23 protein-coding genes and 1 pseudogene are annotated in these 26,089 nt (G+C 51.6%); 13 read left to right on the top strand and 11 right to left on the bottom strand.

Going from position 1 to position 26,089, the window contains the following annotated elements; translation table 11 throughout:
• Positions 1–139: 139 nt before the first annotated feature.
• Positions 140–307, bottom strand: coding sequence for a hypothetical protein (locus H6F86_RS14635; RefSeq protein WP_190449340.1), 168 nt, complete (start codon positions 305–307; stop codon positions 140–142).
• A gap of 169 nt (positions 308–476) precedes the next feature.
• On the opposite strand from H6F86_RS14635, the gene H6F86_RS14630 reads away from it, so the two are divergent.
• The 5 genes from H6F86_RS14630 to H6F86_RS14610 all read left to right on the top strand — a co-directional run bounded on the left by H6F86_RS14630 (position 477) and on the right by H6F86_RS14610 (position 2,966).
• Complete coding sequence (locus H6F86_RS14630) at positions 477–902, top strand: hypothetical protein (protein ID WP_190449339.1); 426 nt, start codon at positions 477–479, stop codon at positions 900–902.
• 192 nt (positions 903–1,094) lie between these two features.
• A complete protein-coding gene (locus H6F86_RS14625; RefSeq protein WP_190449338.1) occupies positions 1,095–1,625 on the top strand; it encodes an NUDIX hydrolase in 531 nt (176 codons plus the stop codon).
• 133 nt (positions 1,626–1,758) lie between these two features.
• Entirely contained in the window at positions 1,759–2,157 is a 399-nt protein-coding gene (locus H6F86_RS14620; RefSeq protein WP_190449337.1) for a hypothetical protein, read from the top strand.
• A gap of 199 nt (positions 2,158–2,356) precedes the next feature.
• Entirely contained in the window at positions 2,357–2,584 is a 228-nt protein-coding gene (locus tag H6F86_RS14615) for a hypothetical protein (RefSeq protein WP_190449336.1), read from the top strand.
• Positions 2,568–2,966, top strand: coding sequence for a type II toxin-antitoxin system VapC family toxin (locus H6F86_RS14610; RefSeq protein WP_190449335.1), 399 nt, complete (start codon positions 2,568–2,570; stop codon positions 2,964–2,966). The genes H6F86_RS14615 and H6F86_RS14610 overlap by 17 nt, the downstream gene beginning before the upstream one ends.
• A 238-nt stretch (positions 2,967–3,204) precedes the next feature.
• Here the strand turns inward: H6F86_RS14610 and H6F86_RS14605 are convergent, their stop codons facing one another.
• Positions 3,205–4,266, bottom strand: coding sequence for a GUN4 domain-containing protein (locus H6F86_RS14605; protein ID WP_190449334.1), 1,062 nt, complete (start codon positions 4,264–4,266; stop codon positions 3,205–3,207).
• Positions 4,267–4,491: 225 nt separating this feature from the next.
• Between H6F86_RS14605 and H6F86_RS14600 the strand changes: the two genes are divergently transcribed.
• Together H6F86_RS14600 and H6F86_RS14595 are read left to right on the top strand one after the other, a co-directional pair.
• On the top strand, positions 4,492–4,752 hold the full coding sequence (locus tag H6F86_RS14600) for a hypothetical protein (RefSeq protein ID WP_347240380.1): 261 nt from the start codon (positions 4,492–4,494) through the stop codon (positions 4,750–4,752).
• A gap of 34 nt (positions 4,753–4,786) precedes the next feature.
• A pseudogene (locus H6F86_RS14595) lies at positions 4,787–5,119 on the top strand (type II toxin-antitoxin system RelE/ParE family toxin); the annotation flags it as partial.
• Positions 5,120–5,124: 5 nt separating this feature from the next.
• Here H6F86_RS14595 and H6F86_RS14590 read toward each other — a convergent pair.
• On the bottom strand, positions 5,125–5,790 hold the full coding sequence (locus tag H6F86_RS14590) for an SDR family oxidoreductase (protein WP_190449333.1): 666 nt from the start codon (positions 5,788–5,790) through the stop codon (positions 5,125–5,127).
• A gap of 132 nt (positions 5,791–5,922) precedes the next feature.
• Here H6F86_RS14590 and H6F86_RS14585 point away from each other — a divergent pair, with 132 nt between their 5' ends.
• Positions 5,923–6,432, top strand: coding sequence for a nucleoside deaminase (locus H6F86_RS14585; RefSeq protein ID WP_190449332.1), 510 nt, complete (start codon positions 5,923–5,925; stop codon positions 6,430–6,432).
• Positions 6,433–6,457: 25 nt separating this feature from the next.
• Here the strand turns inward: H6F86_RS14585 and H6F86_RS14580 are convergent, their stop codons facing one another.
• The 3 genes from H6F86_RS14580 to H6F86_RS14570 all read right to left on the bottom strand — a co-directional run bounded on the left by H6F86_RS14580 (position 6,458) and on the right by H6F86_RS14570 (position 10,359).
• The gene (locus H6F86_RS14580; RefSeq protein WP_190449331.1) at positions 6,458–8,947 is read right to left on the bottom strand and encodes a prolyl oligopeptidase family serine peptidase; all 2,490 of its coding nucleotides are present in this window, start codon (positions 8,945–8,947) and stop codon (positions 6,458–6,460) included.
• A 141-nt stretch (positions 8,948–9,088) separates the two neighbouring features.
• Positions 9,089–9,358: a hypothetical protein gene (locus H6F86_RS14575; RefSeq protein WP_190449330.1), complete on the bottom strand. Its 270-nt coding sequence runs from the start codon at positions 9,356–9,358 to the stop codon at positions 9,089–9,091.
• On the bottom strand, positions 9,340–10,359 hold the full coding sequence (locus H6F86_RS14570; RefSeq protein ID WP_190449329.1) for a ParM/StbA family protein: 1,020 nt from the start codon (positions 10,357–10,359) through the stop codon (positions 9,340–9,342). The genes H6F86_RS14575 and H6F86_RS14570 overlap by 19 nt, the downstream gene beginning before the upstream one ends.
• 343 nt (positions 10,360–10,702) lie before the next feature.
• Here H6F86_RS14570 and leuS point away from each other — a divergent pair, with 343 nt between their 5' ends.
• A complete protein-coding gene (leuS, locus tag H6F86_RS14565) occupies positions 10,703–13,315 on the top strand; it encodes a leucine--tRNA ligase (protein ID WP_190449328.1) in 2,613 nt (870 codons plus the stop codon).
• Positions 13,316–13,397: 82 nt separating this feature from the next.
• Here leuS and H6F86_RS14560 read toward each other — a convergent pair whose 3' ends face one another.
• From H6F86_RS14560 to H6F86_RS14540, 5 genes are all read right to left on the bottom strand, one after another.
• The gene (locus H6F86_RS14560; protein ID WP_190449327.1) at positions 13,398–14,924 is read right to left on the bottom strand and encodes a family 10 glycosylhydrolase; all 1,527 of its coding nucleotides are present in this window, start codon (positions 14,922–14,924) and stop codon (positions 13,398–13,400) included.
• A 277-nt stretch (positions 14,925–15,201) separates the two neighbouring features.
• Complete coding sequence (locus H6F86_RS14555) at positions 15,202–15,552, bottom strand: BMC domain-containing protein (protein ID WP_190449326.1); 351 nt, start codon at positions 15,550–15,552, stop codon at positions 15,202–15,204.
• 251 nt (positions 15,553–15,803) lie between these two features.
• Positions 15,804–19,205 (bottom strand): DUF4912 domain-containing protein, encoded by a 3,402-nt coding sequence (locus H6F86_RS33145; RefSeq protein WP_190449325.1) that lies wholly within the window; start codon positions 19,203–19,205, stop codon positions 15,804–15,806.
• A 634-nt stretch (positions 19,206–19,839) separates the two neighbouring features.
• Positions 19,840–21,183, bottom strand: coding sequence for a DUF58 domain-containing protein (locus H6F86_RS14545; protein ID WP_190449324.1), 1,344 nt, complete (start codon positions 21,181–21,183; stop codon positions 19,840–19,842).
• Positions 21,184–21,313: 130 nt separating this feature from the next.
• Positions 21,314–22,288, bottom strand: a complete 975-nt coding sequence (locus H6F86_RS14540; protein ID WP_190449323.1) for a hypothetical protein — start codon at positions 22,286–22,288, stop codon at positions 21,314–21,316.
• Between H6F86_RS14540 and H6F86_RS32820 the strand changes: the two genes are divergently transcribed.
• From H6F86_RS32820 to H6F86_RS14525, 4 genes are all read left to right on the top strand, one after another.
• Entirely contained in the window at positions 22,287–22,418 is a 132-nt protein-coding gene (locus H6F86_RS32820; RefSeq protein ID WP_277881668.1) for a hypothetical protein, read from the top strand. The two genes, H6F86_RS14540 and H6F86_RS32820, sit on opposite strands and share 2 nt — an antisense overlap.
• Positions 22,419–22,720: 302 nt before the next feature.
• A complete protein-coding gene (phoU, locus tag H6F86_RS14535; protein WP_190449322.1) occupies positions 22,721–23,374 on the top strand; it encodes a phosphate signaling complex protein PhoU in 654 nt (217 codons plus the stop codon).
• 329 nt (positions 23,375–23,703) lie between these two features.
• Positions 23,704–25,095 carry a cobyrinate a,c-diamide synthase gene (locus H6F86_RS14530; protein WP_190449321.1) on the top strand — a complete coding sequence of 464 codons (1,392 nt, stop codon included), beginning with the start codon at positions 23,704–23,706 and terminating at the stop codon, positions 25,093–25,095.
• Between the two features lie 71 nt (positions 25,096–25,166).
• Positions 25,167–26,051 (top strand): hypothetical protein, encoded by an 885-nt coding sequence (locus H6F86_RS14525; RefSeq protein WP_190449320.1) that lies wholly within the window; start codon positions 25,167–25,169, stop codon positions 26,049–26,051.
• Positions 26,052–26,089 lie beyond the last annotated feature (38 nt).

Raw genomic sequence — 26,089 nt, 5'->3', positions numbered from 1 at the left:
TCAGCCTGTTGAAGAACGCAACGGCACTGTTTGAGAACGCAAAAACGATCGTTAGGAACCCAGACATTGTGTTGAAGTACCTTAATGCAACTTTTGGGTACTCAAACACAGTTTTTGGGAACCTCAACACAACCTTTGCCTACTTCAACACAATATTTGAGTACTTAAACACGATCATTAGAAACTCCAACACGATTGTTGGGTACTCAAACACAATATGAGGAAACCTGAATGCGATCGTTGAATACTGCAACATGGCTTTTGGGCACTCAAACGCGATCGCTGCAAACGTTTTTGTAGTCCACAAGGCGTTTCATACCGTGTTGCGCCACTGCCCTGAGTAAAATTAACCAAAATTGAATGGTTTGGGCAGTAAAAGGCTCAAATTTTTGCTGATTTTTGCTCAGAGTGGTACAGCGAACGGCTGGTTAAAGTGTGAACGTAAACGTGCTTAATCATATTTGTAGGGGGTATCTATGACACGTCTGAAACGCGGCTCTAGTGTGCTGGAAAAAGGAATGCGTCGGCTGGCAGGGATGCGATCGATCCACGATCCGCTAGAGTTTGGTTCTGGGTTAAGTTTGGCAGAGTACGATGTCCGCCTTCAGGCGTTGCAAGGGCAATTGGCTAGCTACAACACGATGCTTTCGACGCTAGATGAAATGGCAGGGACGGTGAAGCGGATGGAGCAAGAGTTACGCACCTATTCGGAAAAGATGTTGATGGGTGTGGTAACGCGCTACGGCAAGGATAGTTTGCAGTATGTACAGGCAGGCGGCAAACTACGCAAGCGCACGACGCGTCAATCGACGATCGTAATGCCAACTGCAACAACGATTGCCCCTGCCGCAGTACCCAGCGTGGAAACAAACGGAAATGGAGCTAGAGCGACGGTGGGTTAGCTCTATTAGTGCTTGGCTTGAAACGCGCGATCGTCTATTCTCCTCACTTGTAACCTCTGGCTATAAAGGTGCAAAGAATTTAAGAAATGGGCGATCGTGCTAACTTTTTGCCAACCAACAGCGCGATCGCCTACCTGCTTAACTATGCTGTCATTGTGCAGAACGACGTACATAAAGCATAGGACTCAAGCAATGGCTACGGATCGGATTATCTTCCAAACGCAGTGGATAGCTGTAAAGGAAAGCCTCAGGGGGTTTCAATACCTGGAACGTAAGGGTAAAGACTCTGTTGCCGTCTTTTTGTTGAGAAAATGCAGTGTGAACTTGCAGCAGTATGAAGTTCTGATTCGGCAGCAGCATCTCTGTGTTGACAATCGAGAAGTGGATGGAATGCTAACTCTCTTTCCTTGCCCGATTACTGGAGCGCTGGAAGAGGGAGAGTCGCCAGAAGCCGCTGCGCTGCGAGAAACCTGTGAGGAGACGGGGTATCGCGTGCAAGTGCAATCATTCGGCAAGTACATCGTAGGTACTCAAGTAAATGAAATTTGTTATCTCTACTATGCCGATGTTACGGGCATAAAGCCTGATGCCGCACAACAGGATGGCACCTATTTAGAGTCGATCGGGCGAAATGAATGGCACCCATTTGAGTACTTGAAGGATTGTGACTACGTAGCCTGCCAAATTGGCTACTTTAAGCTCCAAGCGCAACTCTTCCAGTAGAATAAGTGAGCTTCGATGATGAAGCGGTGAGCGCCGATCGCAAATAATATCAGACAATATACCAACCCCAAACGCAGAAAACCGGGACTTCTGGATCAAGCAAAGCGAGATGTTGCAAAGCGCAATTACTCGCATGGCAAACAATTCATTAGAAATCAAAAAGGTTGGCTTAACGGTCTGGGCGGCGATCGCGGGCTTTGGATTTACCACGACCAATCGTTATTTATTTCTGCTGGCGTTTGTCGCGTTTGCCTTATTCGGTGTTTTAGATCTTTACTACTTGTACCTGGAGCGAAAGTTTCGCGCTAACTCTAATCGGCTCACTCGAATGATTAGTGGTTATGGCACCAATGACGATGATGCATGGATCGAAAAGGTGCAAGGTAATTTTCTCAAGCCAGATGGATCAACTAAATTTTTGGGGCAGCTTCCCAGCACGCTTAAGTCTTGGTCAAATTTGCCGTACTTGATTACGTTCTTGCTTACAATTTTGCTGCTGGTTGTGCCACTGCCAGCGTTGCCAACGAAGTAGTCGGCTGTAATCCCAAGCTTCTTGAGGTTTGAATAAGTGGGCATTGCTAATTGCGCTACCACCTGCACCATCAAAGTCGCATGAGGCGGTGCGATCGTTTAAGAGGATGCCCTAAGAAGTGTTGGGCAATGCCCACCCTATTTACTAATTGCTGGCTTTGAGGCAGTAGACTAACATTAGAACGCTTTTATCATCAAAGATGGAAACTATTCGTCAAGTAATTGAGGTCAAGGGCGATCGCAAGGTGGAAATTACCTTGCCGGATAGCATTCAGCCTGGTTTAGTTGAGATGGTCGTTGTAGTGCAGTCGATGCCGCAGCCTGATTTTGAAACAGTACCTCCATCAAGCAGTTTCTTTGGCTTCTTGCCTCAACGCATTGACCCACTTCAGTTTCAGCAACAGGTAAGAGATGAGTGGAACCAGTAGACGGTATCTACTTGACACCAACATCTTCATCTACTATTTCAACGGCGATCCAGTTGTTCAACCGCTTGTAGAAGACATTTTGACTGAAACTGCGACAGGGTTCTATTGTCCTGTGAGTTGGGTCGAACTGCTGTGCTACCCAGCATTAACAGAAGCAGAAGCAGAGCAAATGCGTGCGTTTTTGCGATCGCTGACCTGTGTTGCCCTTACAGAAAGCATCTTGAATCAAACCGCTCAAATTCGTCGAGCTTATCGAACTGCTCTACCCGATGCTCTCATTGCGGCGTGTGCTTTGGAAACGACCAGCACTCTAATCACACGCAACACCCAAGATTTTCAGCAAATTAACGGATTAAGTGTTGTTAATCCCTTCAATTCATAAGAACTTGAATAGTAGCAGTATCAACAACTTCTAATTGAGGATGTGAATATGGGGGAGCGATCAAAGGGGTTGATATTGTGGGCACTGTCCACCCTACCGCTACTATTACTGTAGGAGAGAAAACACTTGAGCCTTGGTTTGTACAGCCATGATTATTTTTGCAGCTTGGGGTATCAAGATGAAGAGAAGGTTGGAATGGTGTAAACGCTGTGGGCAGTACCCACCTTACTCACTGAATCTACTGGATATTGCAACGTATAATCTTCTGCATCAATAGTGAAAGATGACTGGGGACCCACCCAATAGCCTCATCCCCTGATTCAACTGTGTACCAAAAGTCAAGATAGGCAAACACAGGAAACTGTCCAAAGGGAGCTTCGTTATCAAAAACCAGATCTGGATAAAAAAGCCAAGTTTTTTGGTTTTTCCAGCCCACTTTTTTGCCAAACTTTTCCTCAACTCTTTCATCTATTCTATAGTCAGGTTTGCCTCCACATTCTAAATAGATTTTTTTCTGCACACTAAATCCAAATCTATGATTGCTATACTTAGTCCAAAGATTGTTAATTGTTTGTAAATCAGTACAGGGAAAGCACGTAATATCTTCTGTTTCTAATGCTCCTTTCTTATTCCCTGTAGCAACAAACATTGATTCTAAAGTTTCTAAATCAGCTTCTCCCCATCTCTGACCTTTTAATAGACTTTGTAATTTGCGGTAGTCAACCCCCCGCTCTGAACTTAGGTCATCCTGTACAAAAAATGCGTGTCTACTCTGCTCTTCTTCTTGGAATTGCTTTTCATGAATCGGCATTTGTTGCATCTGTCGTGCTGCCTGCTTTTGGTCTCTTAATTGATCAACTGTTTCTCGAATCCGTTGAGCCACGATCGCAAATGCCTCATCCCGGTCTTCCCATTTTGTAATCGGCGTGGCATGGGTTGGCAAAACATTCAATTTGCTGAAGGGCACATAGTCATGGTTCCAGTCGCAGAAACGCAGAATGATGGGAATCACTCGCGCTGTGCCTGCATCATGCCGTGCGATCGCCCGCTTCAGTTCGGTGCCGTAGCAGTATTTCGAGGCAATAAAGCTACGGCTGATCAGCAACAGAATGATGTCTGCTGTGTCGAGCTTATGCAGAATTGCTGGCTCCCACTCTGTTCCCGCTTCCAGTTCAAGGTCGTGCCAGGTTTCAATCCTCTTTGCTTCTCTCAACGCTGAAAGGTGATCTTCTAACGTATTTCGCATGTCCAGATCTTTGCGCGAATACGAGTAAAAGATTTTGATCGCTTCTTCTGACACTGACTTCTCCGGCAAGAGTTGAGTAGGCTTGCTGAGTCGATTATAGTCTTCCTCTACGGGTTAACGGAAACGTTATCAGTGGGCACTCATAGTAGGAAAGTAGGACGATCACCCTGCGTGACAATGCAAATTTGTTGCAGTCGATCGTTTCCTGCTCTCATCTCCTGCGCGAGAATGAATCTTAAAGCAAGAGCAAAAGAGAAGTGCGATCGAACAACATCTCCAATGGATCAACACCCTATGAAAGCGATCGAAACCACTGCCACCATTAATGATCTTGGACAGCTCACTCTGGATACTCCTCTCGACTTAGCCAAATCTCAGCGTGTTCGGGTCATCGTCCTCATCTCTGAAGACGACGAAATCGACCCAGACGATACTCCCAACGAAGTTATCCTTGAAGGTATCCGCCAGGGCTTACACGAGGCTTTCACCGGACAAACCATTCCTTTAGCTCAACTGTGGGATGGCATTGATGCCGACTGACCCAGCCTCTATCTAAACTGATTTCACCCTTCGTTTCAAACGCGACCTCCGCGACCTTGCTAAACGCTACCGCCAGGTTCGCTCAGATCTCCAACCCCTGATCGAGCAGCTTCAAATGGGTGAGCTTCCGGGCGATCGCATCGCGGGAGTGAACTACACCGTGTTCAAAGTCCGTCTCAAAAACAGCAATATCCAGAAAGGCAAAAGTGGTGGCTATCGTGTCATTTACTACATCAAAACTGTTGACAGAATTATTCTTGCAACGATCTACTCCAAGTCTGATCTCGCTGATGTTGATACTCAAGTGATTGAAGACGCGATCGCGCAATACAAGCAGCAAATTAACCCATCCGATCCTTCTTCATAATCGTCTTACCACGGCAACACCTCACCATTGGCGTGCCAAAACGTACCCGAATTCTCTAGCGTCAACTCGTCAATGCGTTGCAACAACTCTTTCACAGACGCTTCTGGTGTAATGCCCCCCGCCGTAAAATTCGTCATCTGCGTTTGCACCAACCCAGGATGCAGTATTGCCACAGCAATCCCACGCGGTTTCAGGTCGTGCGCTAGAGATTTACCTGCCATCGACAACGCCACCTTCGACATCCGGTAGCCGTAAGAACTACCAGAGGTATTGTCTGCGATCGACCCCATGCGGCTCGTCATCAGCACCAGCTTGGAGCCTGTATTGAGTAAGGGCAGGAGTGCCTGCGTCACCCGTAACGGACCCAGCGCATTCACTTCAAACTGTTCTCGAATGCTGTCAAAATCCAGGTCTTCCAACGTCACACGCTTGGCAATACCAGCGTTGTTAATCAACCCATCGATCGCAGTAGCACCCAAACGAGTACGTAAAGCTGCCACCGAAGCATCTGAAGCAATATCAATGCCCTCCTCAACCTGCACCCCAAGCTGCTTCAACTCCTCAGAGGCAGTGCGACAGACCGCAATCACAGTCTCTCCCCGTGCTTGCAGTTGGCGGCAGTATTCATAACCAATGCCCCGATTCGCACCCGTAACCAAATAAGTTGCCATCAGAATTTCACCTTCTGCTAAAGCGGAATGAATGGATCGCTGCTAACTCTCTTCTGAAGTCTAAAGACACTTGCTGTCTCAGTGTATGGTTGAAGCAAAGGAAACTAGTGTCATTCAACGAACGGAAGCGACATGATCGATCGCGCGTTACCGCCTAGCTGCGACCCAACGCCCGCACAAAGGCTAAAGCATTTACAGCGGGCGAATGAACTTGCTATTCGTGCCCGTGACTTTGGGCATCATCCGTTTGGCGCGCTGCTGGTAGCACCTGATCGCGAAACCGTGCTGCTAGAGCAAGGCAATGTCGATACAGTAAACCATGCGGAAGCTGTGCTCATCCGTACTGCATGGCTCAATTTTTCAGCAGACTATCTGTGGGGCTGTACGCTTTATACAACGGCTGAACCTTGTGCGATGTGTGCTGGCACGCAGTATTGGGCAAACATCGGTCGCCTTGTCTATGGCATTGCCGAAACGCGCTTGTTAGAGCTGACAGGCAACCATGAGCAAAACCCAACGTTGAACCTGCCCTGCCGCGAAGTGTTCGATCGTGGTCAAAAAGCAATCCAGGTTTGGGGTCCTATCCCAGAAGTAGAGGAGGCGATCGCCAGCGTTCACCGTGACTTTTGGGATCATCACTGACGTGTGCTCTCAGAGAGTGATTTCTCTATCCTTTCAGATAGCGATCGCACCACTCCACCATTTCCCAAAGTACGTGCCCGACGGCTTCGCGAGACTGGTAGCCGTGGTCTTCTAGCGGCAGCATAACCTGGCGTACGGTTGCACCCTGCCCTTTAAGCGCATCATAAAAACGTTCCGTTTGCAGGGGATAAGTGCCCGCGTTGCTATCCTCAGCACCGTGAATCAGCAACAGCGGTGCTGTAATCTTGCCCACGTGCGTGAAAGGCGAGAGGTGCATATAGGTGTCGGCGGCATCCCAAAAATGGCGCTGTTCGCCCTGAAAGCCAAAGGGTGTCAACGTGCGGTTGTAAGCGCCGCTGCGAGCGATGCCAGCGCGAAAAAAGTTGCTGTGTGCCAGCACGTTGGCAGTGGTAAACGCACCATAGGAGTGTCCCCCGATTGCTAGCCGCTCACGGTCTGCCACACCCCGATCGACAACGTAGGCGATCGCCGCTTCAATGCCCGCTAAAAGCTGCTCAACATACGTATCGTTTGGTTCCGCCTCACCTTCACCAATAATCGGCAGGCTGGGACTACTCAAAACCGCATAGCCTTGCGTCAGCAAAAATAAGACAGAGGTGCCGTGCGGTCGGCTAAAGGTGTGTTCCGCCGTTGTCACCTGACCCGCCAACTCTCGATCTTTAAATTCTTCAGGATAAATCCAGAAGATAGTGGGCAAGGCTCCATCCCGCGCTGGGTCGTAACCTGCGGGTAGATAGAGTTTGGCAGAAAGCTGCACGCCATCTGCCCGCTGATACCGGACCACTTCTTTGTGAACGCCTGCAAACTGCGGAGCACGATCGATCTCATGCGTCAGTTGCAGTGACTGCCCGTTCGATCGCGTGTGTAGGAAAAGGTTAGGCGGTTCTGTCTGAGATTGCCGCCGGGTGAGAAACTCTTGCGCCTCCTGATCCAGCAGTTGCACCACCGATTCAAAGTAAGGGGGTTGGCATTGCCAGAGGCGCTCGATCACACCTGTTGCAAGGTTTAGGCGATCGAGGAACGGATAGACTCCTGCTGGTGATGCGCCGCGACCGCTGAAATAAAGGCTGCTGCCATCGGCTGAAAACTGCAACACGTGCCACCCAAACGCGCCTGGTACGGTTAGGGGTGTACCCGGATCACTGTACTGGTCTTCGTAGCTGCGCTCGACCAATAGTTGTGGCGGACTCTCTGGCTGAGATGGATTTAGCCGCCAAAGTTTAGTCTGACGGGTATTGTGCCACCGTTCCCAGACCAGCGCTACATCGTCTCGCCCCCAGCACACTCGCCGAAACCGATACTGCGATCGCCAGAGTGCCGTTGGTGGGTCAGTAAAGGGTGCGTTTAGCTCCCATAGAACATCGCGCTCAGGCACCTCCTTATCTGGATCACCACCATCCAGTGCTTCCACCCAGTAGAGCGTGGAGGGGCGATCGCACCGCCAACTAATCCGTCGTCGTCCTTCAATGACCGCATCAAATTGGGTCGAGAGGCTGTCTGCTAACGGCAGATCTGCCACGTCATACACAACTTGCCCCACTGCATCCAACACCTGAACCCGCAGAGGAAAGTGCGAACTGGGTAGCTGATATGAAAACGGACGCTGCAACGTTTTCAGCAGAATGTAGTTGCCATCTGGTGATGGCATGGCTTCATCCAGTAGGCACGGCTCAAGCAACCGCACGTGCGTTCCGTCTAGCCGCACTCGCTCTAAGGTGGAAGCGACGTAGTACTCAAAAAGCGCCTCGTCATGAGTGTTTTGCAGCAGATTGGTGTAGGTACGGCTAGCAGTTTTACGCCCCAGATTCTCTTGAATAATTGGTCCTGTCGGCACAGCAGCTTTTACCGGAGGGGCACCACGATCGGCTGGAATAAACTTGCACAGCAGCGCTTCATTGGGCAGCCAGCGATACGGAACGCCATAGGTTGCATTGAGTACAGGAGCCGTCAGCCGACGCGGCATACCATCTGCCAACGCAAGCACCCATAGCTCCAACCCGTCGGCTTGCGTCAGCACAAACGCTAGCTGCTGACCATCTGGCGACCAGCGGAGATAGCTAATACGAGAGTCGTCGGGTAGCGCGATCGTGTTGCTAATGCCTGACCGCAATGTTCTTAGCCGCATCCCGCGATACGTACGGTGACGCGCTGGGGCATTGGTTTTAGGGTTGAGGCGAAAACCAGCCACCGCGACTACAGGTTCTGCCAGCTCGGCGATCGTTGGTAGAGATGCTTGGGTAAGCTCAACCAACCATTGCTTGTCGGGCGAAATAAGGATTTCTGGCGTTGATGGCGCATCCAGAATTTGGTTGATTGGCTCTGGTGGCGAAGCCCATTGTGGCACTGACTGTGGCACTACCTGAGGCGACAACCACTGCGGCGATCGCGCTTCGGTAGGTAAGTCTACTATTGCCTCTTCTGGTCGTCCTAGGGTGGATTGACCAACTAAAGGGGATTCATTGCCATCAGGCTTGGCATTTGGAGAAGCAACCATAAAATGTTCAGCAATAGTCCGCAACGGCGGCAAATACGCCTATCCTAGCGGTACTTGCTGGCAGTGCAACCCAAAGGCGGTTTGCATTTTAATTAAGGCGTTCAGCAAAAAGCGGTTGGCTAATGGCTGAACGCTCAAGCACTACAGCCCTAACAAATCATCCAGTTCGTTCAGTGCTTCGCAGCGATCGGGCGGTGTGCGATCGGGCATTGTGGTAAAGGCATTCGTCATAGGCATTGCGTCGTGAGTTGCCCATTGAGGCGTGCGTCCAGTGCCATCCAGATACTCATCCGCATACTTACGAAAGACGGCTTCTACAGCAGCGCGGGCATTCTTCAAGCCCCACTCTGAGGCAATGAGGCTGGCTTTTTCCAGCACGTCCTGACTCAGTCTTACTTTGTTGTCATACATAGCTGTGCTCCATTCACAACAGGAAATAAACCACGCACATTGGCAAACTGTGGGTCAGTCATCACCGCAAAGAGCTTGCGCCCTGCCAACCGCTCTGAAATCAGGTGAGAACTGCCACCTGTGACTAAAAACCGAGTAACCCGCGCCATATAAGGTGTGTATTGAGCCTTGATGGTCTGAAAGATGCCTTTAAACCAGGAGTCAAGGTGCTCTTCCAGCCAGGGTTGCCAGGTTAGCTCTGTGTCGGCGTAGATGTGCCCTGTACGAAAGCCATCCATGATCAGGCTGGGGTCAGCAGTCGTGCCAAGCGCATTGGTAAGACGGCGATCGAAGCTAATGGAAGTGGCTAACTCATAAGCACCACCGCGATCCATCACGTTCTCGTCAATGACATCGCCCTCAGCATCTACCAGGCGTGTTAGCCAGGTGCCGCCACCAATGTCTACGACGATCGTATAACCAGTATCAGGAATCAAACCTAAGCGCTGGGCATAGTGGTAAGCACCCATGCCTTCTCGCTCGACTTCAACACGCTCGACGAGTACCCGGTACTCCAGACCGTTACGCTTGAACTCATGCATACCCAGCAATTGTTGCCGAATCGCGTCTTCGTTTTTAGCGGGTTCGGGAGTTGAGGCATAAATATCAAGCGCAAATTCGGTATTGCCTTCCCAGGGTTCCATACAGGCATAGAGATGCAGCCGTGAAAGTTCGACTTTATTCTCAATAACTGTTTGCTGCTGGCGGCGGTATTTGTACGCCTGTGCGCCAAAGTGATACCGAGTGCCATCGGGTAGCTCAATCAACGGTGAGGCTTCGGTGTAGCGTACGGCATCCCGACCTTGAGGAAGCTGAAACCGAACGGAACGGATGGCTTTTGGATGCGCTTCCCCATCCCAAAACTTGAGGTCATAGTTGCCCGCATCCAGTGCAAGGATGCGGGTTTCAGTGGTCACAGCAGCGGGCTTCCTAATTTTTGTTTGTCGAGTGGCGGATGTCATGGGTTCCTCTCTATACTGAATCCGGAGCGGTGAGTCACGGTTTGTTCTCGTTTGTCCCCATTGGTATCTTTGTACTATACGGCAAGCGAAAGTGAATAGCAACCCCTGAGACGATCGCAATTTGCAGTTGCTCAAGCCAGCAATGCGAGAGAGGCTTGACGATCGTTTTTAGTCCCTATCCGTCATCTGCTGCCATTAATGCTCGACGATGGCATTGCCCCCTTTTTTGGCTAGATCACAGGCGAGAGCAAAACTGTGCCGCTACAACCGTCTAGCTCAAAAGATTTGGCAGTCAATCAAGTAGGGTAGAGTAAAGCAAAAGGACTGAGTAGGAGCCGTTTTCGTGGAGTCCCGTTATAATCCCGCTTCAATTGAGCAACAGTGGCAGCAAACCTGGGCAGAGCAGGGGGTAGACCTGACACCAGAAGACAGCAGCAAGCCAAAGTATTACGCGCTGTCGATGTTTCCCTATCCGTCCGGTAGCCTGCACATGGGGCACGTCCGCAACTACACGATTACGGATGTACTGGCGCGGGTGCGGCGGATGCAGGGTTATCGGGTGCTGCACCCAATGGGGTGGGATGCGTTTGGGCTACCCGCAGAGAACGCAGCGATCGATCGAGGCATCCATCCTGCTAAATGGACGGAACAAAACATCGCGCAGATGCGAACCGAACTGAAGCGTCTGGGGCTGTCGTACGACTGGAACCGCGAGGTGGCTACCTGTTTGCCTGCATATTACAAATGGACGCAGTGGATCTTTTTGCAATTTTTTCAGGCGGGCTTGGCGTACCAAAAAGAGTCGGCAGTGAACTGGGACCCGATCGATCAAACCGTCCTGGCAAACGAACAGGTGGACAACGACGGTAAATCGTGGCGATCGGGTGCTAAAGTCGAGCGCAAACTGCTGCGCCAGTGGTTCTTTAAGATCACTGATTACGCCGAGCAGCTTTTGAATGACCTGGATAAACTGCCAGGCTGGCCCGAGCGCGTCAAGCTGATGCAGGCAAACTGGATTGGCAAATCGACTGGAGCCTACCTGGAGTTTCCGATCGTCGCCTCAGACGAAAAAATTGCCGTTTTCACCACCCGCCCCGATACGGTGCATGGCGTGACTTACATCGTGCTGGCTCCAGAGCATCCGCTTACGCAAGTGGTGACAACACCTGCTCGCAAAGCCGCTGTGGAAGCGTTCGTCAAAGAAATTGCCAGCCAAAGTGAGCTAGAGCGTACGGCAGAAGACAAGCCCAAGCGCGGCATTCCCACCGGTGGCAAGGCGATCAATCCTTTTACCGGTGACGAAATTCCTATTTGGATTGCGGACTATGTGCTGTATGAGTACGGCACAGGTGCAGTGATGGGTGTACCCGCCCATGATGTGCGCGATTTTAAGTTTGCGAAAGAACAGGGGTTGGCGATTGTCCAGGTCATTGCGCCAGCAGGGGCGGTAGAAGGCAGGAGTCAGGAGTCAGAAGGCAGAGGGGTAGAGGCAGAAGGAACACCACTCACTCAGGCATATACTGAACCGGGAGTGCTGATCAATTCAGGGACATTTGATGGGTTGCCGTCTGTAGAGGCGAAAACCGCGATCGTTCATCATGCAGAACAAAACAGCTTTGGCAAGGCGCGAATTCAATATCGCCTGCGCGATTGGCTGATCTCACGGCAGCGGTATTGGGGTGCGCCGATTCCGATTATTCATTGTCCTAGCTGCGGAGCGGTTGCCGTTCCGGACGCTGATCTACCTGTGCAATTGCCGGAGAACATTGAGCTTTCGGGGCGTGGAGCCTCTCCCTTAGCAAAGCTAGAATCTTGGATTAACGTGCCCTGTCCTACCTGTGGCACGCCTGCCAAGCGCGAGACAGATACGATGGATACGTTCATTGATTCATCCTGGTACTTCCTGCGCTACCCCGATGCGACGGATGACCAGCAGGTTTTTGATCCGGCAAAAACGAACGACTGGATGCCAGTGGATCAATACGTGGGCGGTATTGAGCACGCTATTTTGCACTTGCTGTATTCGCGGTTCTTTACGAAGGTGCTGCGCGATCGGGGCTTGCTCAACTTCGACGAACCCTTTCAGCGCTTGCTGACGCAGGGCATGGTGCAGGGCAAAACCTACAAAAATCCCCGCACGGGCAAGTATGTCATTGCCACGGAGATTGCCGATCTAACCAATCCCACTGACCCCGAAACGGGCGATGCATTGGAGTTAGTCTACGAAAAGATGTCTAAATCTAAGTACAACGGCGTGGCTCCTGGTGATGTCATTGGCAAGTATGGAGCCGATACCGCACGGATGTTCATTCTGTTTAAAGCGCCGCCAGAGAAGGATCTGGAGTGGGATGAAGCGGATGTGGAAGGACAGTTCCGGTTTTTGAATCGCGTCTGGCGGTTAGTGACTGAGTTTGGAGAGCGGTCAGCAGCCAGCGGTCAGCAGTCAAATCCAAGCTCAGACCTGAGCAAAATTGAGAAGGAGTTGCGACGATCGATTCATACGGCGATCGCTGCCATTACCGATGATTTGGAAGGTGAGTATCAGTTCAACACAGCCGTTTCAGAGCTGATGAAGCTGAGTAATGCGTTGACAGAGGCAGCGTGCAAAGACTCCCCCGTTTACGCCGATGGCATACGTGCGTTGCTCATTCTGCTGGCTCCGTTTGCGCCACATATTGCCGAAGACCTGTGGCATGGGTTAGGCAATACCGACTCAATTCATACCCAGTCCTGGCTGACGGCTGATCCGGCAGCGCTCGTAGCGGATGAGATTACGCTGGTGATTCAGATCCTGGGCAAAACGCGAGGTATGCTGCAAGTGCCGTCGCAATCAAGCAAAGAGGATTTGGAACGATACGCACGCGAATCAGATGTTGCGCGTAAGTACATTGGCGAGAAGGAAATCAAAAAGGTGATTGTAGTGCCAGGAAAACTGGTTAATTTCGTGGTGGTATAAAAAGGGGGTTTTGAGTTTCGCCTTACGAGGAACTCAAAACCCCCTTTGGCTTGAGCTTAGGTCGAAAGCAAAACTTAAAATCTTACGGTTGGCAATATTTGCGATTGCGATCGGACCCTGGCTCTTGCCAGGAATACGCAAAATGGCTGACCCCTTTAACCTGGGGTGCCATCCTTTGGAGTGCCTGCATTTGTACTTCGAGCGGGGGGCGATTGCTAACCGATTGCTGCCAAACGCCAGCTAGGACAGGCTTGACTTTAGTGCCACGAGGAGCCGCTTGCAGCACTCGTTGGATCTGTGCCGTAATACACTTGGCACTGCCACAGTTCGCGTATGCCATTGGGTGCCATTCTAAGGAACCGGAAAAACGATCCCACGGTTGCAAACGAGAATCAAAGCCACTCCGTCCGACGCTGCTATTGCCATCAGAGAAGAACACAACTCCAGCCGGGATGCCTTGACGCTGCACAGGTGCAACGGCTGCACTGACAAAATCCAGCACTCCCTGAGAGGCATGGGCAACCGAGAGCTGCCAGAGATCCGCTTGCAAGCGCGCTACACGCCGAGCGAGCGGTAAGGACGCTGTGGTGCGCTTGGGGTCGAGACCTTGCCAGAGCGGTTCGCGCTCTTGAGGGTAAAGCTGATTGACTGCTTTTAAGTCGTCGCCTGTAATGTAACCCTGCTCTAAGAAGCGTCGAATCAACTCCATACCCCGGTAGTTTAAGGCGCGTTGAAATAACGTTTGCTGCGAGGCTTCACCATAAACCCATAAATCCTGTATTTTGCTGGCGACCGAGGCACTGCCATACCCACGGGGATAGCGGATGTAATCAAACAACACACCATCAGGTTTGCGCTGGACGATCGCCTGCACCATCTGAGCATAGTCTTGTCGCGCCTGAGGGCTATAGGGGTCAATAAAGGCTTCCTCTGGGTTGGTCAGACCGATATCAACGCTTAACCCAGCGACTGTGCTTGCTGTCAGGCTGGTTTGCCCCAGACCATTACGGGCAAGCGTCTGCTGTTTGTCTGGGCGGCTAACATAGCTGGCACCCATATTCATGCCAAACAGCCATGCGTATACTTTTAAGCCGCGAGCGCGCCCTTTGCGAATGATTTCTGCCAATAGATCTGCCTGCTGGGCTTTAGAGCCTCCCAGCACCGATGCCCAGGCTGTCGGATTGTCCGTTGTGGGCAGCAGTACCCTCCCGTTATAAAACGTCTCGACGTTGACCTGGGAATAGCCTCGATTCACAATTTGGTCTAGAACCGACTCTAAGGCTCCTGGCTTGGCATCGCAGGGATAGAGCCGTAACCAGATTGCCTGCGTTTGCAGTTGGGTCTGCTTGCGACACTTCTGTAACCTTTCTCCATGCTGTTTCACCAGGCTGGCATAGCGTTTTTGGGCATCCTGATTGCCGCCTCTAGCAGCAAGCCGCCGCAGCGCTTCTTTTTGGTCGATCGCGGCTTGCGATTGCTGGCAGTAAGGTGCTGCTTGCGCCTGCGCTTGGGGCGATAGTAACAAGGTACTTAGCAAGCTTGTGAGCAACGTGGCAACGATTAGCCGAACGGGCGGACGATCGCTAGCGGGTGGAAGGAAAAAGAACATAGACAGGACGGTTAAGACGTGACGGTTATAGCGTGTCTAGAGTGCAACAAAAAACAAAGAAAGCAACACTCAGGCGGCAATCTTGACAAAACAATTTGTTATAGCAGCTAAAAGCAGGGATGCAACACATCCTTTCCGGAATGCAACACATCCTTTTAAAGCAAGCAAGTTTCGCACGAATGTCTTTGAAATGAGGCAGCGCAAGCCGCTATTAAGCCTACCGAAGCGAAGAAAGCCAATTCTACTAGGGTGAAGGATTTTGCTTGTGCTCCCTCAACTAACTGACTAAGGGGGGCCGATCGCTGGGTACAGGATCCAGATAGCTAGCAAGTCTCGCATTGGGTCGCATTGACTTCAACACCGACTCTAAGTTCTCGCTGAGGCGAGCAATCACGTGAGAAGACAGGTAAAGCTGCTTGTCGCCAAGAATGGACTTTGCCGCTTCAACGCCAGCTTCAACTGCAACGGTTGCTTCAGAAATATCTCCCCGCACAATGACTGTATAGCGTGCACCGCTGACTTTCTCCATCCCTACCAGCGTTACATTCGCTGCCTTGCACATTGCATCGGCTGCTGCCAAGGCGGGCGGCAAACCCAACACTTCAACCATTCCAACCGCATTCGCCATTGTGCTCTCCAAACTCGCTTTCTAAACACTAATTCAGCACTGACGCAACATCGATCTCGATCTTCAGAACTCCTTAGAAGAGTTTTGCAGAATCCCCGCCTTTCTCTAAAGGAGGCGGAAAAACCTAGCTTTCAAACGCTCAGTGCGTCAGTTTTGATCATCCTTGACTGTTCCAGTAAAACACACAGACTAGAGCTTCTAATGAATCACTTCGATTGTTAAGGCAGCAGAGCGAAAGCTCTGAGGCGCTTTTAGAACAACTCATCCACAGCTTCATCTTTCGTGTTTGTCTTTCGATGGGGCGTTTGACGCTCAAACGTCATATGCACCGAGCGGGTCTGCTCACCATCCGCTGCAACAGCAATAATCGGGAAGTTGATCACACCGTCCTGGAAGGACAGATGGAACCGGAACGTGCCATCCGGTTCAAGTTGAATCGGACGACCGTCGATCGTCACGATGGCATCGGGTTCGGTCGCACCATAAACAATGAGTTCCGCATCCGCAACGAGCCAAAAGTTACGTGCCCGCAGTGGTATCGAAGCACCAAACCCAACGCCCGACATCCCGATACCGGACATCGTTAAGCCTGAGACGTTTGGAGCACCAGGAAACCCAGGAACACCAAAAGCACCCGGTACTGCACCCATACCGACACCTGACGGGAAGACATAAGAGCTAATTGCTTGTGATGGGATTTGCTGCCCCGATCCGGTAACGTGCTGCATGGAGCCGAAGAGGGAACCAGCAACCCGCAGTGCTTCGGTTGATTGCGCCATGCCAAAAATTTGCTCGTAAAGAGGTTTGTCTGAGGCGACGGTACGTTCACGTTGGGTCGGAGATAGTAGCTCCAGAAGTGTGTTGCCGCGCAGATCATCATCCCAACCGACAGAGATAAAGTGGTCTTCCAGCCATTCAGAAGGATAGACAGGCGGAATGCGAACCGGGTTCGATCGCGCCAGCAAAAGCCAACGCCCATCGCCTGTAAGGTAGCCGATTTCGGCAATGTAGTCGCGATCGCTCACTGGAATAGGTACATACCAGTCGCGCGCCATTTCTTCACAGTCGTACTGCTGCAAACTGTGTGCACTTTGATGGTTAAATTCCACACCAGTAACATCGTAGAGTCGCAAGGCAAACCGCTGTCCACCCTGTCGGCGTAGTTCTTCTTTCTGTTCGTTGGGTGCATCCCAATAGGCATAACCCCACTGCGGATCACGGGGCATTAAGACAATGCGGCTTTCACCGTAGCCATCTGGCAAATCGGGCAGACCTTCATCCACCGAAGCCAATGACTCGCTGCTGAGGTCAGATTGTCCGACATCATGTTTCGCTGCTTCGACGGTGACCTGTTCCTGGTTGTCCGGTACAGCCGCCAGTCCAGCCTCGATCGCTGCCCCTCCTGCCCCCACAGAGGCACCTGTTGCTACAGAGGGAATGCGAATCGCGTTAGAACGCGCCAACGATAGCCAGTAACGATCAGCCGTAACGTAGCCAATTTCTGCAACGTAATCACGATCGGGTTGAACGTCTGCCGTATAGGTCGATGCCGTCTCTGCAACCGAAAAATCCTGAAAATTTTGAGAGTGGCTCTGGCTTAGATTAAGGTCTGTGACATCGTACAGCCGCAGGGCAAGATTGCGACCACCCTGTTGCCGTAACTCGACTTTGTGATCATCAGGCGTTTGCCATCTTGCGTATGCTTTGTAATCAGGGCGTGCTGTAAGCGTGATTTGGCTTCTGGCAGCAGCCGTAGCAGGTATAGTTTGTGCCGTTACCCGTGTTTGGTTAGAACGTGCCAGCGCTAGCCAACGACGATCGCCCGTTAGATAGCCAATCTCTACCAGGTAATCGCGGTTTGGTCGCATGGGCGCTGTATAGTTCAGCGTCTCTTCAGCAATAGCAAATTCTTGAAAGCTTTGGGGACGTTTTGTCGTCAGGTCAACATCTGTGACATCGTACAGCCGTAGCCGCAAGTCACGCCCGCCTTGCTGCCGTAGCGCTGCTTTCTCCACCTCTAGGGCATCCCATTCGGCATAGGCTAGCGGGCTGTTAGCATCGGTTGCATTGCTTGCTGTCTGCTCAAGGGAGGTAAGGGTAATTTTGCTCTGAGCCATTGGCTCACCATTAGCTCCAGCAAGGGCTGCTGCTCCGGCTCCGGCTGCCAGTACGCCACCGGCTAAGATTGCTGCACCTGGAATATCTGCACCTGGAGTGTCTGAACTTGAAGTATCGCCACTAGTAGGCAAGTCAGCCGATACAGTGGTTTCTGAAGGTGTATCTGTCGAAGGAACGGCTCCAAGAGACGGGTCTGTAGTGGGTGGCTTAATGACTGTCGGAGGATCGATCGCAGCACTCTGGTCAATGGTTGCTTCGTCTGCCAGTCCTGTGGTTCCTGCTCCAGCGGCTAAATCGGCTCCACCAGCGATCGCAGCATCACCAGCAGACAGTCCGTTCGCTGGCGCTTCTGGAGGTAGAGTGCCTGTAGCAGGTAGCGAGGTGGGAAAATCAACAGTCGTTGGCGGCTCACCAGATGTAGTTTCGGTGCGACGACCTTTGAACCAGAACCACAGCAATGCGCCTACAAGTGGAATCAACAGTAGCCACCAAGGAAACCCACCGCCCGTTTCCGTTGTAGCCCCTGGCTGAGTGGCAGCTACCTCTGGCGCAGCCGTAGCGCTTGCTGCTGGGCTAGGATCTATGGGACTAGCGATTGCCGTTACGGAGGGGTTTACAGCGGCAGGACTTGCGGCTGTTGCGACTGTGCCCAGTGTTAGTGCCGTTTCAATAACTGATAGGTTCTCTGGTGCCGTGGCAACGGCAAGGAAAGAGGCGACGGCAGGACTGGGAGTCCCTTTGTAAACGTATGCCAATGGCTGTGAAAAGGGATAGCGTAGGTCAGCGGGAAAGGTGCCGTGCATCGGGATGATGCGAACATCCTTCCGGTCAAACACTTGATTAGCCATCGCATAGCCAATGCCATCGGTTCCTAATGCCTGAACCACTTCATCTGTGCTGTCTTGAGCAGTTTTCTGCGTCTTCGCGCCTGCTTTAAAGGGTGCTTTCTGAAAAACTGGGTAAGAACGAAATGCCTGTCGTGTGTCACTTAAAACAGGGCGATCGATAAACCGAATCACTCCTGGAGATCCCCCAAGCTCAGACCAATTCTTGATCTCACCTCGAAAGATCTTGGCGAACTTATCAAACGTAATCTCCCCTGTAAAGGGATTACCAGGACTAACAATGAGGGCAATCTTTTGCCGTGCGATCGGGGTGGCAACTAGCCCTTGCTCTTTCTCTTCTTCTGTCAACGGACGACCGATCGCTGCCAGGTCAACTTTGCCTTCTTGTAAGGCTTTGAGTGCTGCATCGCTGCCTTCCTCCGCCAACGTCACACTGCTGCCAGCATACTTTTCTTCATAAACTTTTTTGAGTGCCTGGTTGATCGTCGCCATGCTGCTGGAGCCATTAACCGTAACCGTCGTACCGCTAGGAGCCACATTGGGCGGTGAGAAGGACGGTGTAGGGGTCTGAGCAAAGGCTGGTTGCATCACCATCAGCCCCATCAGCGGCTCAAAAGCGGTAAGCATTGCGAGCAGGAATGCCAGACTTAGACCTGGAGTGTTATTTTTAGGCGACGTTCGTTGCGGCATTGGTAATAAAAGCTTTTGGAACACTCTAATAAAAAGTTCTTGATGAAAAGCAGCCTAAGGTTAAAAGCAGCCTGAACAGCCCTAACTGAGGTTAACTTTTGCAACGGTCGAGCCAATTATACCGCCCCAATGTCTGAGGTGAAGAGCAGCAAGGATACGAATTTTTATTAGAGGCAGCAATTCAACGCTGCTGCACTATGCCAACGAAGAGAGAACGTGTTGCTTGACAGCAGTAGAACGTAGCAGATGAGGATGCAAGCAATCCTAATAGCATGCAAAAGGAACAAGAGGCTAGATGGATGACGATCGCACCCTGCAATTGCAGTTTCGTTAAGAAATCCGGTTTCTGCACCTGTAGCGGTTGTCACCAGGGTTAAGACATTGGCATCAAAGGGTTGATGGGGTATTGTCTCTAGCCAGCAGTTCTACCCTTACACCCCGCCCTAGCTACTTTAACGATTGCTATGGCTAGAAGCTGCTCAAGCTTTACCAATTTTTCATTCTTTCTTGATGGGAAATTAGCCTAAGGCACAAAGGAATGGCTTAGAGTTGAATAGTCTCAAGGCAAGTTATCAGTACTTCTATACGTAAGCCCCTCCAGCTTTTAACGAAGTTGGAGGGTATTTTAATAGCTTTAAAGTTGACTACGGGCTTTGAGTTGGAGATAGCGATCGACCAGTTGGTCACTAACTTGATCGGCAGGCGCATCCAATACCAACACACCTTTTTGCTTAAGTTTTGCCAGCGCTAACTGACGTTGCGACAGCAGATCGAGCGCTACGGCACGAGCGTATGTGTCGGGAATTGCAGTGGTAAACGTATTTGCCTGGCGATCGACCTGAGGATCGCGCAGCGTCACGCAGAAGGGCAGATGACGTGGGGCAAGTCGTCCCATTGCTGCCAGCAGTTCCATGGAAGCCGTTGCATCAATGACTTCAGTAATGAGTACAACCAGCGCTCGACGGGTTTGGCGAGTAGCAACGGTTGTAACGGCATCCATATAGTCTGGCTCCAACAAAACGGGATGAATTGGGGTTAGCCGCTCAATTAGCTTGGGGAGTTGGGTTTGCCCTCGTTCCGGCGGCATCCAGAGGTGCATCTGGCGATCGAACACGCCGATGCCAACCCGATCGCCTCGATTCAACCCCGCTAGCGCCAGCGCTAGTGCTGCATTTAAACCCCAGTCAAACCGTTCCAAGCCTTTGACCTGAGCCGTCATCAGCCGTCCGCGATCGAGCAACACCAGCAGCGTTTGCTCTTGCTCTGGTTCCAGCACCCGTACCAACACGCGGCTGCGACGAGCCGTTGCCTTCCAATCAATTAAGCGAGGATCATCGCCTGACGCATACTCGCGTAGTTCTGAGAACTCGGTGCCGCTACCCTGACGACGGGCACGACGAATATTGCCACTGGTTTGCAGCGTCAGACGAATGGAGAGCGATCGCAGCCCAATCAAGTCAGGATACACCGCTACCGTTTCACTTTTGGGCAGTTTCCAGTCGTGCCACGCCAAGCCCCAGGTTCCCAACTGCCGCACCTGAATATCGCCCCAGGTATACGTGCCTCGCTTAGATGGTAGGACGCTATAAGTCAGATCCTCGCGGCTATGAGCAGGCAACGAGAGCGTCAGGGTATCGGTGCTGATAGAGCCTGTCTTCGCAGAGAATGCTTGTGGATAGAAATCTCGTATTTGCAGCGTAGCAGGCTGGTAGCCTGTCTTCACCGTTAGCTGCACAGGGTTCTCGCGTCCAATGGACAGACGATCGACATGATGGCGTTCCACGATCGCGCGGTTAGCGCTGACCCGTCGCGCATCCAGTACTGCCAGCAGCAACACACCCGCATCAAAGCCCAGCGTTAGCAGAATGGAAACACTCAAAAACTGTGGGTTGATGACATCAGACCCGATCGTGGCAACGCCCAACCCGATCGCGGTACCTAGCAGTAAGAGTTGATAGACGCGACGAGAGGGGATCATGAGTGAAGGGGTGGGAGGGTGAAGGGGTGAAGAGGTGGAAAGGTGAAAAAGAAACGGCGGCTGTGAAGCAGAGAGAGCTTTGCAGTGGAGCTTTTAGCCATCATCCTTTATCTTTTGCGGTCTCCTCCTCCTACGAACTGACTGTTGCTGAGGGTTGGGTATTGAGATACGTCAGAAAGTCTTCTAATTCGTCATCGGTCAGTTCGCTGCGGGTTTTCTTGCCATAGGTTTTTTGCAGGTATGTGCTGCCCTGGCGCTTGCTCCAGCCAATGCGATCGATCTCTACGCCAATCTGTGATATCAGAGAAGATAAGTCTCTTGACGCACTGCTAGATGTATCGCTCTCAGCCATTGGTGCTTTCTCTGCACTAGACTTGCGGGGCTTGCTTTTAGCGGCTAGCTCCTCGGCAACAGGACTAGAATCAGCGCTGGCACGATCATCGCTTGCTGCTTCCTCAACGATCGGCTCATCCTCCTCAAATGGCTCCTCGTCATATGGTGCCTTGTCATAAGGCTCCTCCTCATACGTTGCATCGTTGTAAGACGCATCATCAAGATCAGGGGGTGCATCAAATAGCTCTGGCTCCCTTTCCGCCATAGTCAAATCTGCGACGTATGGCTCAAAGGCGGGGAGCGGAGTGGTAGCACTGATCGCTGTCGGCTCGAAGGCTAAGGTCGAAAAGGACATGGGAGGGGCGATCGGCTCCACAGTTGCCAAGGGTGCAGCAGTGGAGGAATGGTTCAACGTTGTGCTATCAAACCGATCGACCAGTGGCGTTGTCTCCTGCGATGCACTCGTCAGTGGGTGTGTTGGCGTGCTGTAGCCAAACGATCCCGCGGGGACATTAGACAACGGGGTGTGAATGCCCAATAGTGCCAATACACGTAGCCGTGCTTGATCTTCCGCCTGTTCAACGGTTGTAGCGGTTGCCATGCTCGTTGCCAGCGTCATGCTGCCCAACTGCACCAGCGCCCGCACCACATAGCGATCGGCATCCATTTGCACTAACTCCGTCAGCAAACCACTGGTAGGATAGCGAACTTGCAGTTGAGTAAACAGCGAAGGTAAAGCAAGTGATTCAGACAAAGCAGGTAACTCAGACATGAATTTGGCAGAACTGGTGAAGGTAAGACGACACGATCAGGCTTTACACGATCGGGCACAAGTGAACCGGGCACAAGCTGATCGGGCACAAATCGATCAGGCACAAGTGAACCGAGTGCAAATTAGCTGACCACAAGTTAATCGGGCGTAACTAACGATGGTAAGCGACTTAAGGGCGACTGAACAGATTAACCCTTTCTCCAATCTTGTCGGTGGGTTACACATCCACCCCTTCACCCCGTTACTCCTTCACTCCCCCACCTCTTCACTCCCTCACCCCCTCCATCAGTCCAATGTTATCCGCAGACAGTCAGGATCGTTTATCTGAGGTAAGCTGATTGGCTATACTTGGACAGCAAGGACAGCAAGGCGATGACGAATCCTTCGCTATCAATCTGAGTTCGGTGCCTGCTCTGTTACGCGAGTACTTGATTGGAAACACCACGACTCATCCGCGCCCACTTTGACCGCCAGCTCAAACGCATCCAACGTGACGTTCTGCGTATGGGCGCGCTGGTGGAAAACTCTTTTTGGCTGGCGCGTCAGGCATTGTTCGATCGCGACTTAGATGCGCCAGGGAAAATTGCGCTTCAAGATAAGCAGATTGACAAACTCTACCGCCAGATTGAGCAAGACTGCGTTAGCCTCATTGCACTTCAGGCTCCTGTTGCCCAAGACCTGCGCCTCCTGAGCGCCATGATGCAACTCATCCGTGATCTGGAGCGCATTGGCGACTATGCCGAAGACCTAGGCGAAATTGCGATTCTTCTCTTTCCCTATCCGCCACCAAGCTATATGGGACGGGTACAAATGATGTGCGATCGCTGTCGGGCAATGCTGGCAATGAGCCTGGCGGCGCTGTCTGACCTTGATGCTGAATCAGGGTTGCAAATCAAAATCAAAGATGATGCGGTTGATCTCGATTACGAAACGCTTTACGACCTGCTGGCACATCAGCGTGATGTACCTGGCATTGTGGAACCGATCGTCCTAATGATCCTCGTGATCCGTCATATGGAGCGTATGGCAGACCACGCTACCAATATTGGCAAGCGCGTTGCTTATATCGTCACCGGACAGCGATAGTCACCTCAAACACGCGATCGCTTTGAAGTTGGCAGGGCAACTTGAACTACGCCCTAAAAGCAACCACTGATCCCAACTTTAAGCGGGTACATTTTCAACATGCAGACGTTGCGTCTGTAGTAAATACTGCCTTTACCTCTGTGCTAAGGGCACGTTGTCGCCACGTTCAACAAGGCTAAATGCCGTTGGTTTCTACTCTAGAGCAGTCAAAGAGAACGTTAGGGCAGATATCAAACCTTGAAACTTCCTTTGAGCAAAGGCTCTATTCATCCCTCATCCTTCATCCTTTTGCTATAGACTCTAACAACTAATACCTCATCACTATTGAGATGGCGCTAATTGTTGCTGGAGAACGTAGTGGCGTTGGTAAAACGACGGTCACATTGGCCTTGCTTTCTGCTTTAAAGCGGCGGAATGTGTCGGTGCAATCGTTTAAAGTTGGTCCTGACTACATCGACCCAATGTTTCATCGCTATGTGACGGGGCGTGCTTGCCGCAATCTTGATCCGATGCTGACTTCAGAAGCGTATGTGCAGCAATGTTTTGATCACCATGCTCAAACTGCTACTCATGCTCTTGTGGAAGGTGTGATGGGGCTTTTTGACGGTGCCGCAGGGCAAGAAGGGTTTGCGAGTACGGCTCACGTTGCCCGTTTGCTAGACTTGCCGATTCTGCTGGTGCTGAACTGTGGGGGGCTATCGCACTCGATCGCCGCGATCGTCCACGGCTACCGTTCCTTTGATCCTCGCCTTCAAGTTGCGGGCATTGTGCTGAATCGCGTTGGCAGCGATCGTCACCTGGAAATCCTCAAAGCTGCTTTGGAACCGCTCAACATACCGATTCTCGGAGTCCTGCGCCGTGAAGATGGTATTACGATTCCCGATCGTCATTTGGGACTTGTGCCCACAGCTGAACTAGAAAACCTGAATACTGTGGTTGAGCAGCTGGCACATCTGGGAGACACCTGTTTTGACTGGGCACAATTGATGCCGTTGTTGGAACAGCGGTCAGCGATCAGTGGTCAGCGGTTAGAACTTACTCCCCCTCTCCCCCCTTACTCCTCACTCCCCCCTCCTCCCCCCTCACCCCGCATCGCGATCGCCCATGACTCTGCCTTCAGCTTCTACTACGCCGATAACCTGGATTTGCTCAAGGCACTAGGAGCCGAGCTAGTGTTCTGGAGTCCTATGCGCGATCGCGTTTTACCAGACAACATTCAAGGACTTTACTTCGGTGGTGGTTTCCCTGAAGTGTTCGCCGAACAATTAGCTGAAAACGAGTCAGCTTGTGCGGCTGTACGATCCGCTATCCGAGACGGAATGCCAACCTACGCCGAATGTGGTGGGTTGATGTATTTATGCGAAAAAATCACCAATTTTGAGGGACAAGCGTTTCCAATGGTGGGAGTATTGCCGACAACAGCCATGATGGGCAAGCGTTTAACGCTGGGTTATCGAGACGCGATCGCCCTCCAAGACGGTTTGCTTCTAGACAAAGGCTCCACTATTCGAGGGCACGAATTCCATCGATCTCACCTCACTTTAGAATCGCACTCGCCCCTCTTCGCCCTACACTCTCCCCACTCCTCACTGCCCAATGAAGGCTGGCATTACCCTAATCTCCATGCCTCTTACCTCCATCTTCACTGGGGCGCAAGACCCGAAATCCCTCAGCGCTTTTTAGAACGCTGTGCCGCTAGTGCTGTGTTGTCTAGCGCTTGAATAACACTAAGGTTTAGCGACCCGCTATCCTGGGGTATAGTGGCTTGTCTAGGGCAAGGTTAAACGGGCATATGGTCGGATCGGTAGAGCGAATTGAACAGGAACTTGCAGCATTAGACAAAGCAACTGGTGCGATCGCAGATGAGTTCTACAATGCTTACTCAAGCTACCTTACGGTCTTGGGGCAGGCAGTGCGTCAGCAGTTGATTCTTGCCAGTTACCACGTTTGCACACAAGGCTATCCAGAATCGTTCTTAAAGTTGTCCTATAGTCAAAGACAGCAGTTGCAGCAGCGCTTGCGGACGCTCTCGCAGCAGGTGCAGGAAGAGGTCTTAGCCCAACTACACGTTCCTGTTGTCATTGATGATCCAGACGTAGAGCCAGTTGCCTCCTTGCCTGTTGTAGATGAGCTAACGGCTTTAGATTCATTGCCCTCTACGCCACCGCCTGCTCCGGTTGTAGCGCCTGTATCCTCCCCAACAGAACCACGATCGCTGACTCCGGTTGACCTGGCACGATGGCACGAAGAATTGGAACACGCGATCGTGGCTGAACTAAAAACAGCCTCCCACGCGGCAAATCGGCTGTTGCAACAAGCCAATATCCTCCCCCCAAAGCTGCCCGAACCCGTTTTGGAAGCCGCCGCAAAGGCAGATCTCTCAGACGCTAGAGCCGGAACGCCCAATCTGCTCAATTTATTAGTTGAAACGAGTGGCAAAACGGCTGAAAACGACGACGATGAATCTCCCAAACATTCGGTCATGCACATCGTTGCTATCTCTCTACGACTTGCCGAAATTGAGTTCGCTGCGCCAGCAGTGACGGCAGCCCGCAGCAAAATCCGTAGCCTCTTCGCTCAACTTAAGACTTTAGGGCGTGAGTATCGAAAAAAGCAGCGTGAACGATCGATTGCAGAAGCGCAAGCCGCATGGCGATCAACGTGGACAGAAGACTAGAGGAAGGGGGAGTCGGGACTTGGGAGTAGGGAGTAGAA

This window comes from Phormidium sp. FACHB-592, from assembly GCF_014695795.1.
Lineage (GTDB): Bacteria > Cyanobacteriota > Cyanobacteriia > Leptolyngbyales > Leptolyngbyaceae > Stenomitos.
The sequence above is the reverse complement of the archived record's forward strand: the minus strand, read 5'-3'. Positions and strand labels throughout refer to the sequence as shown.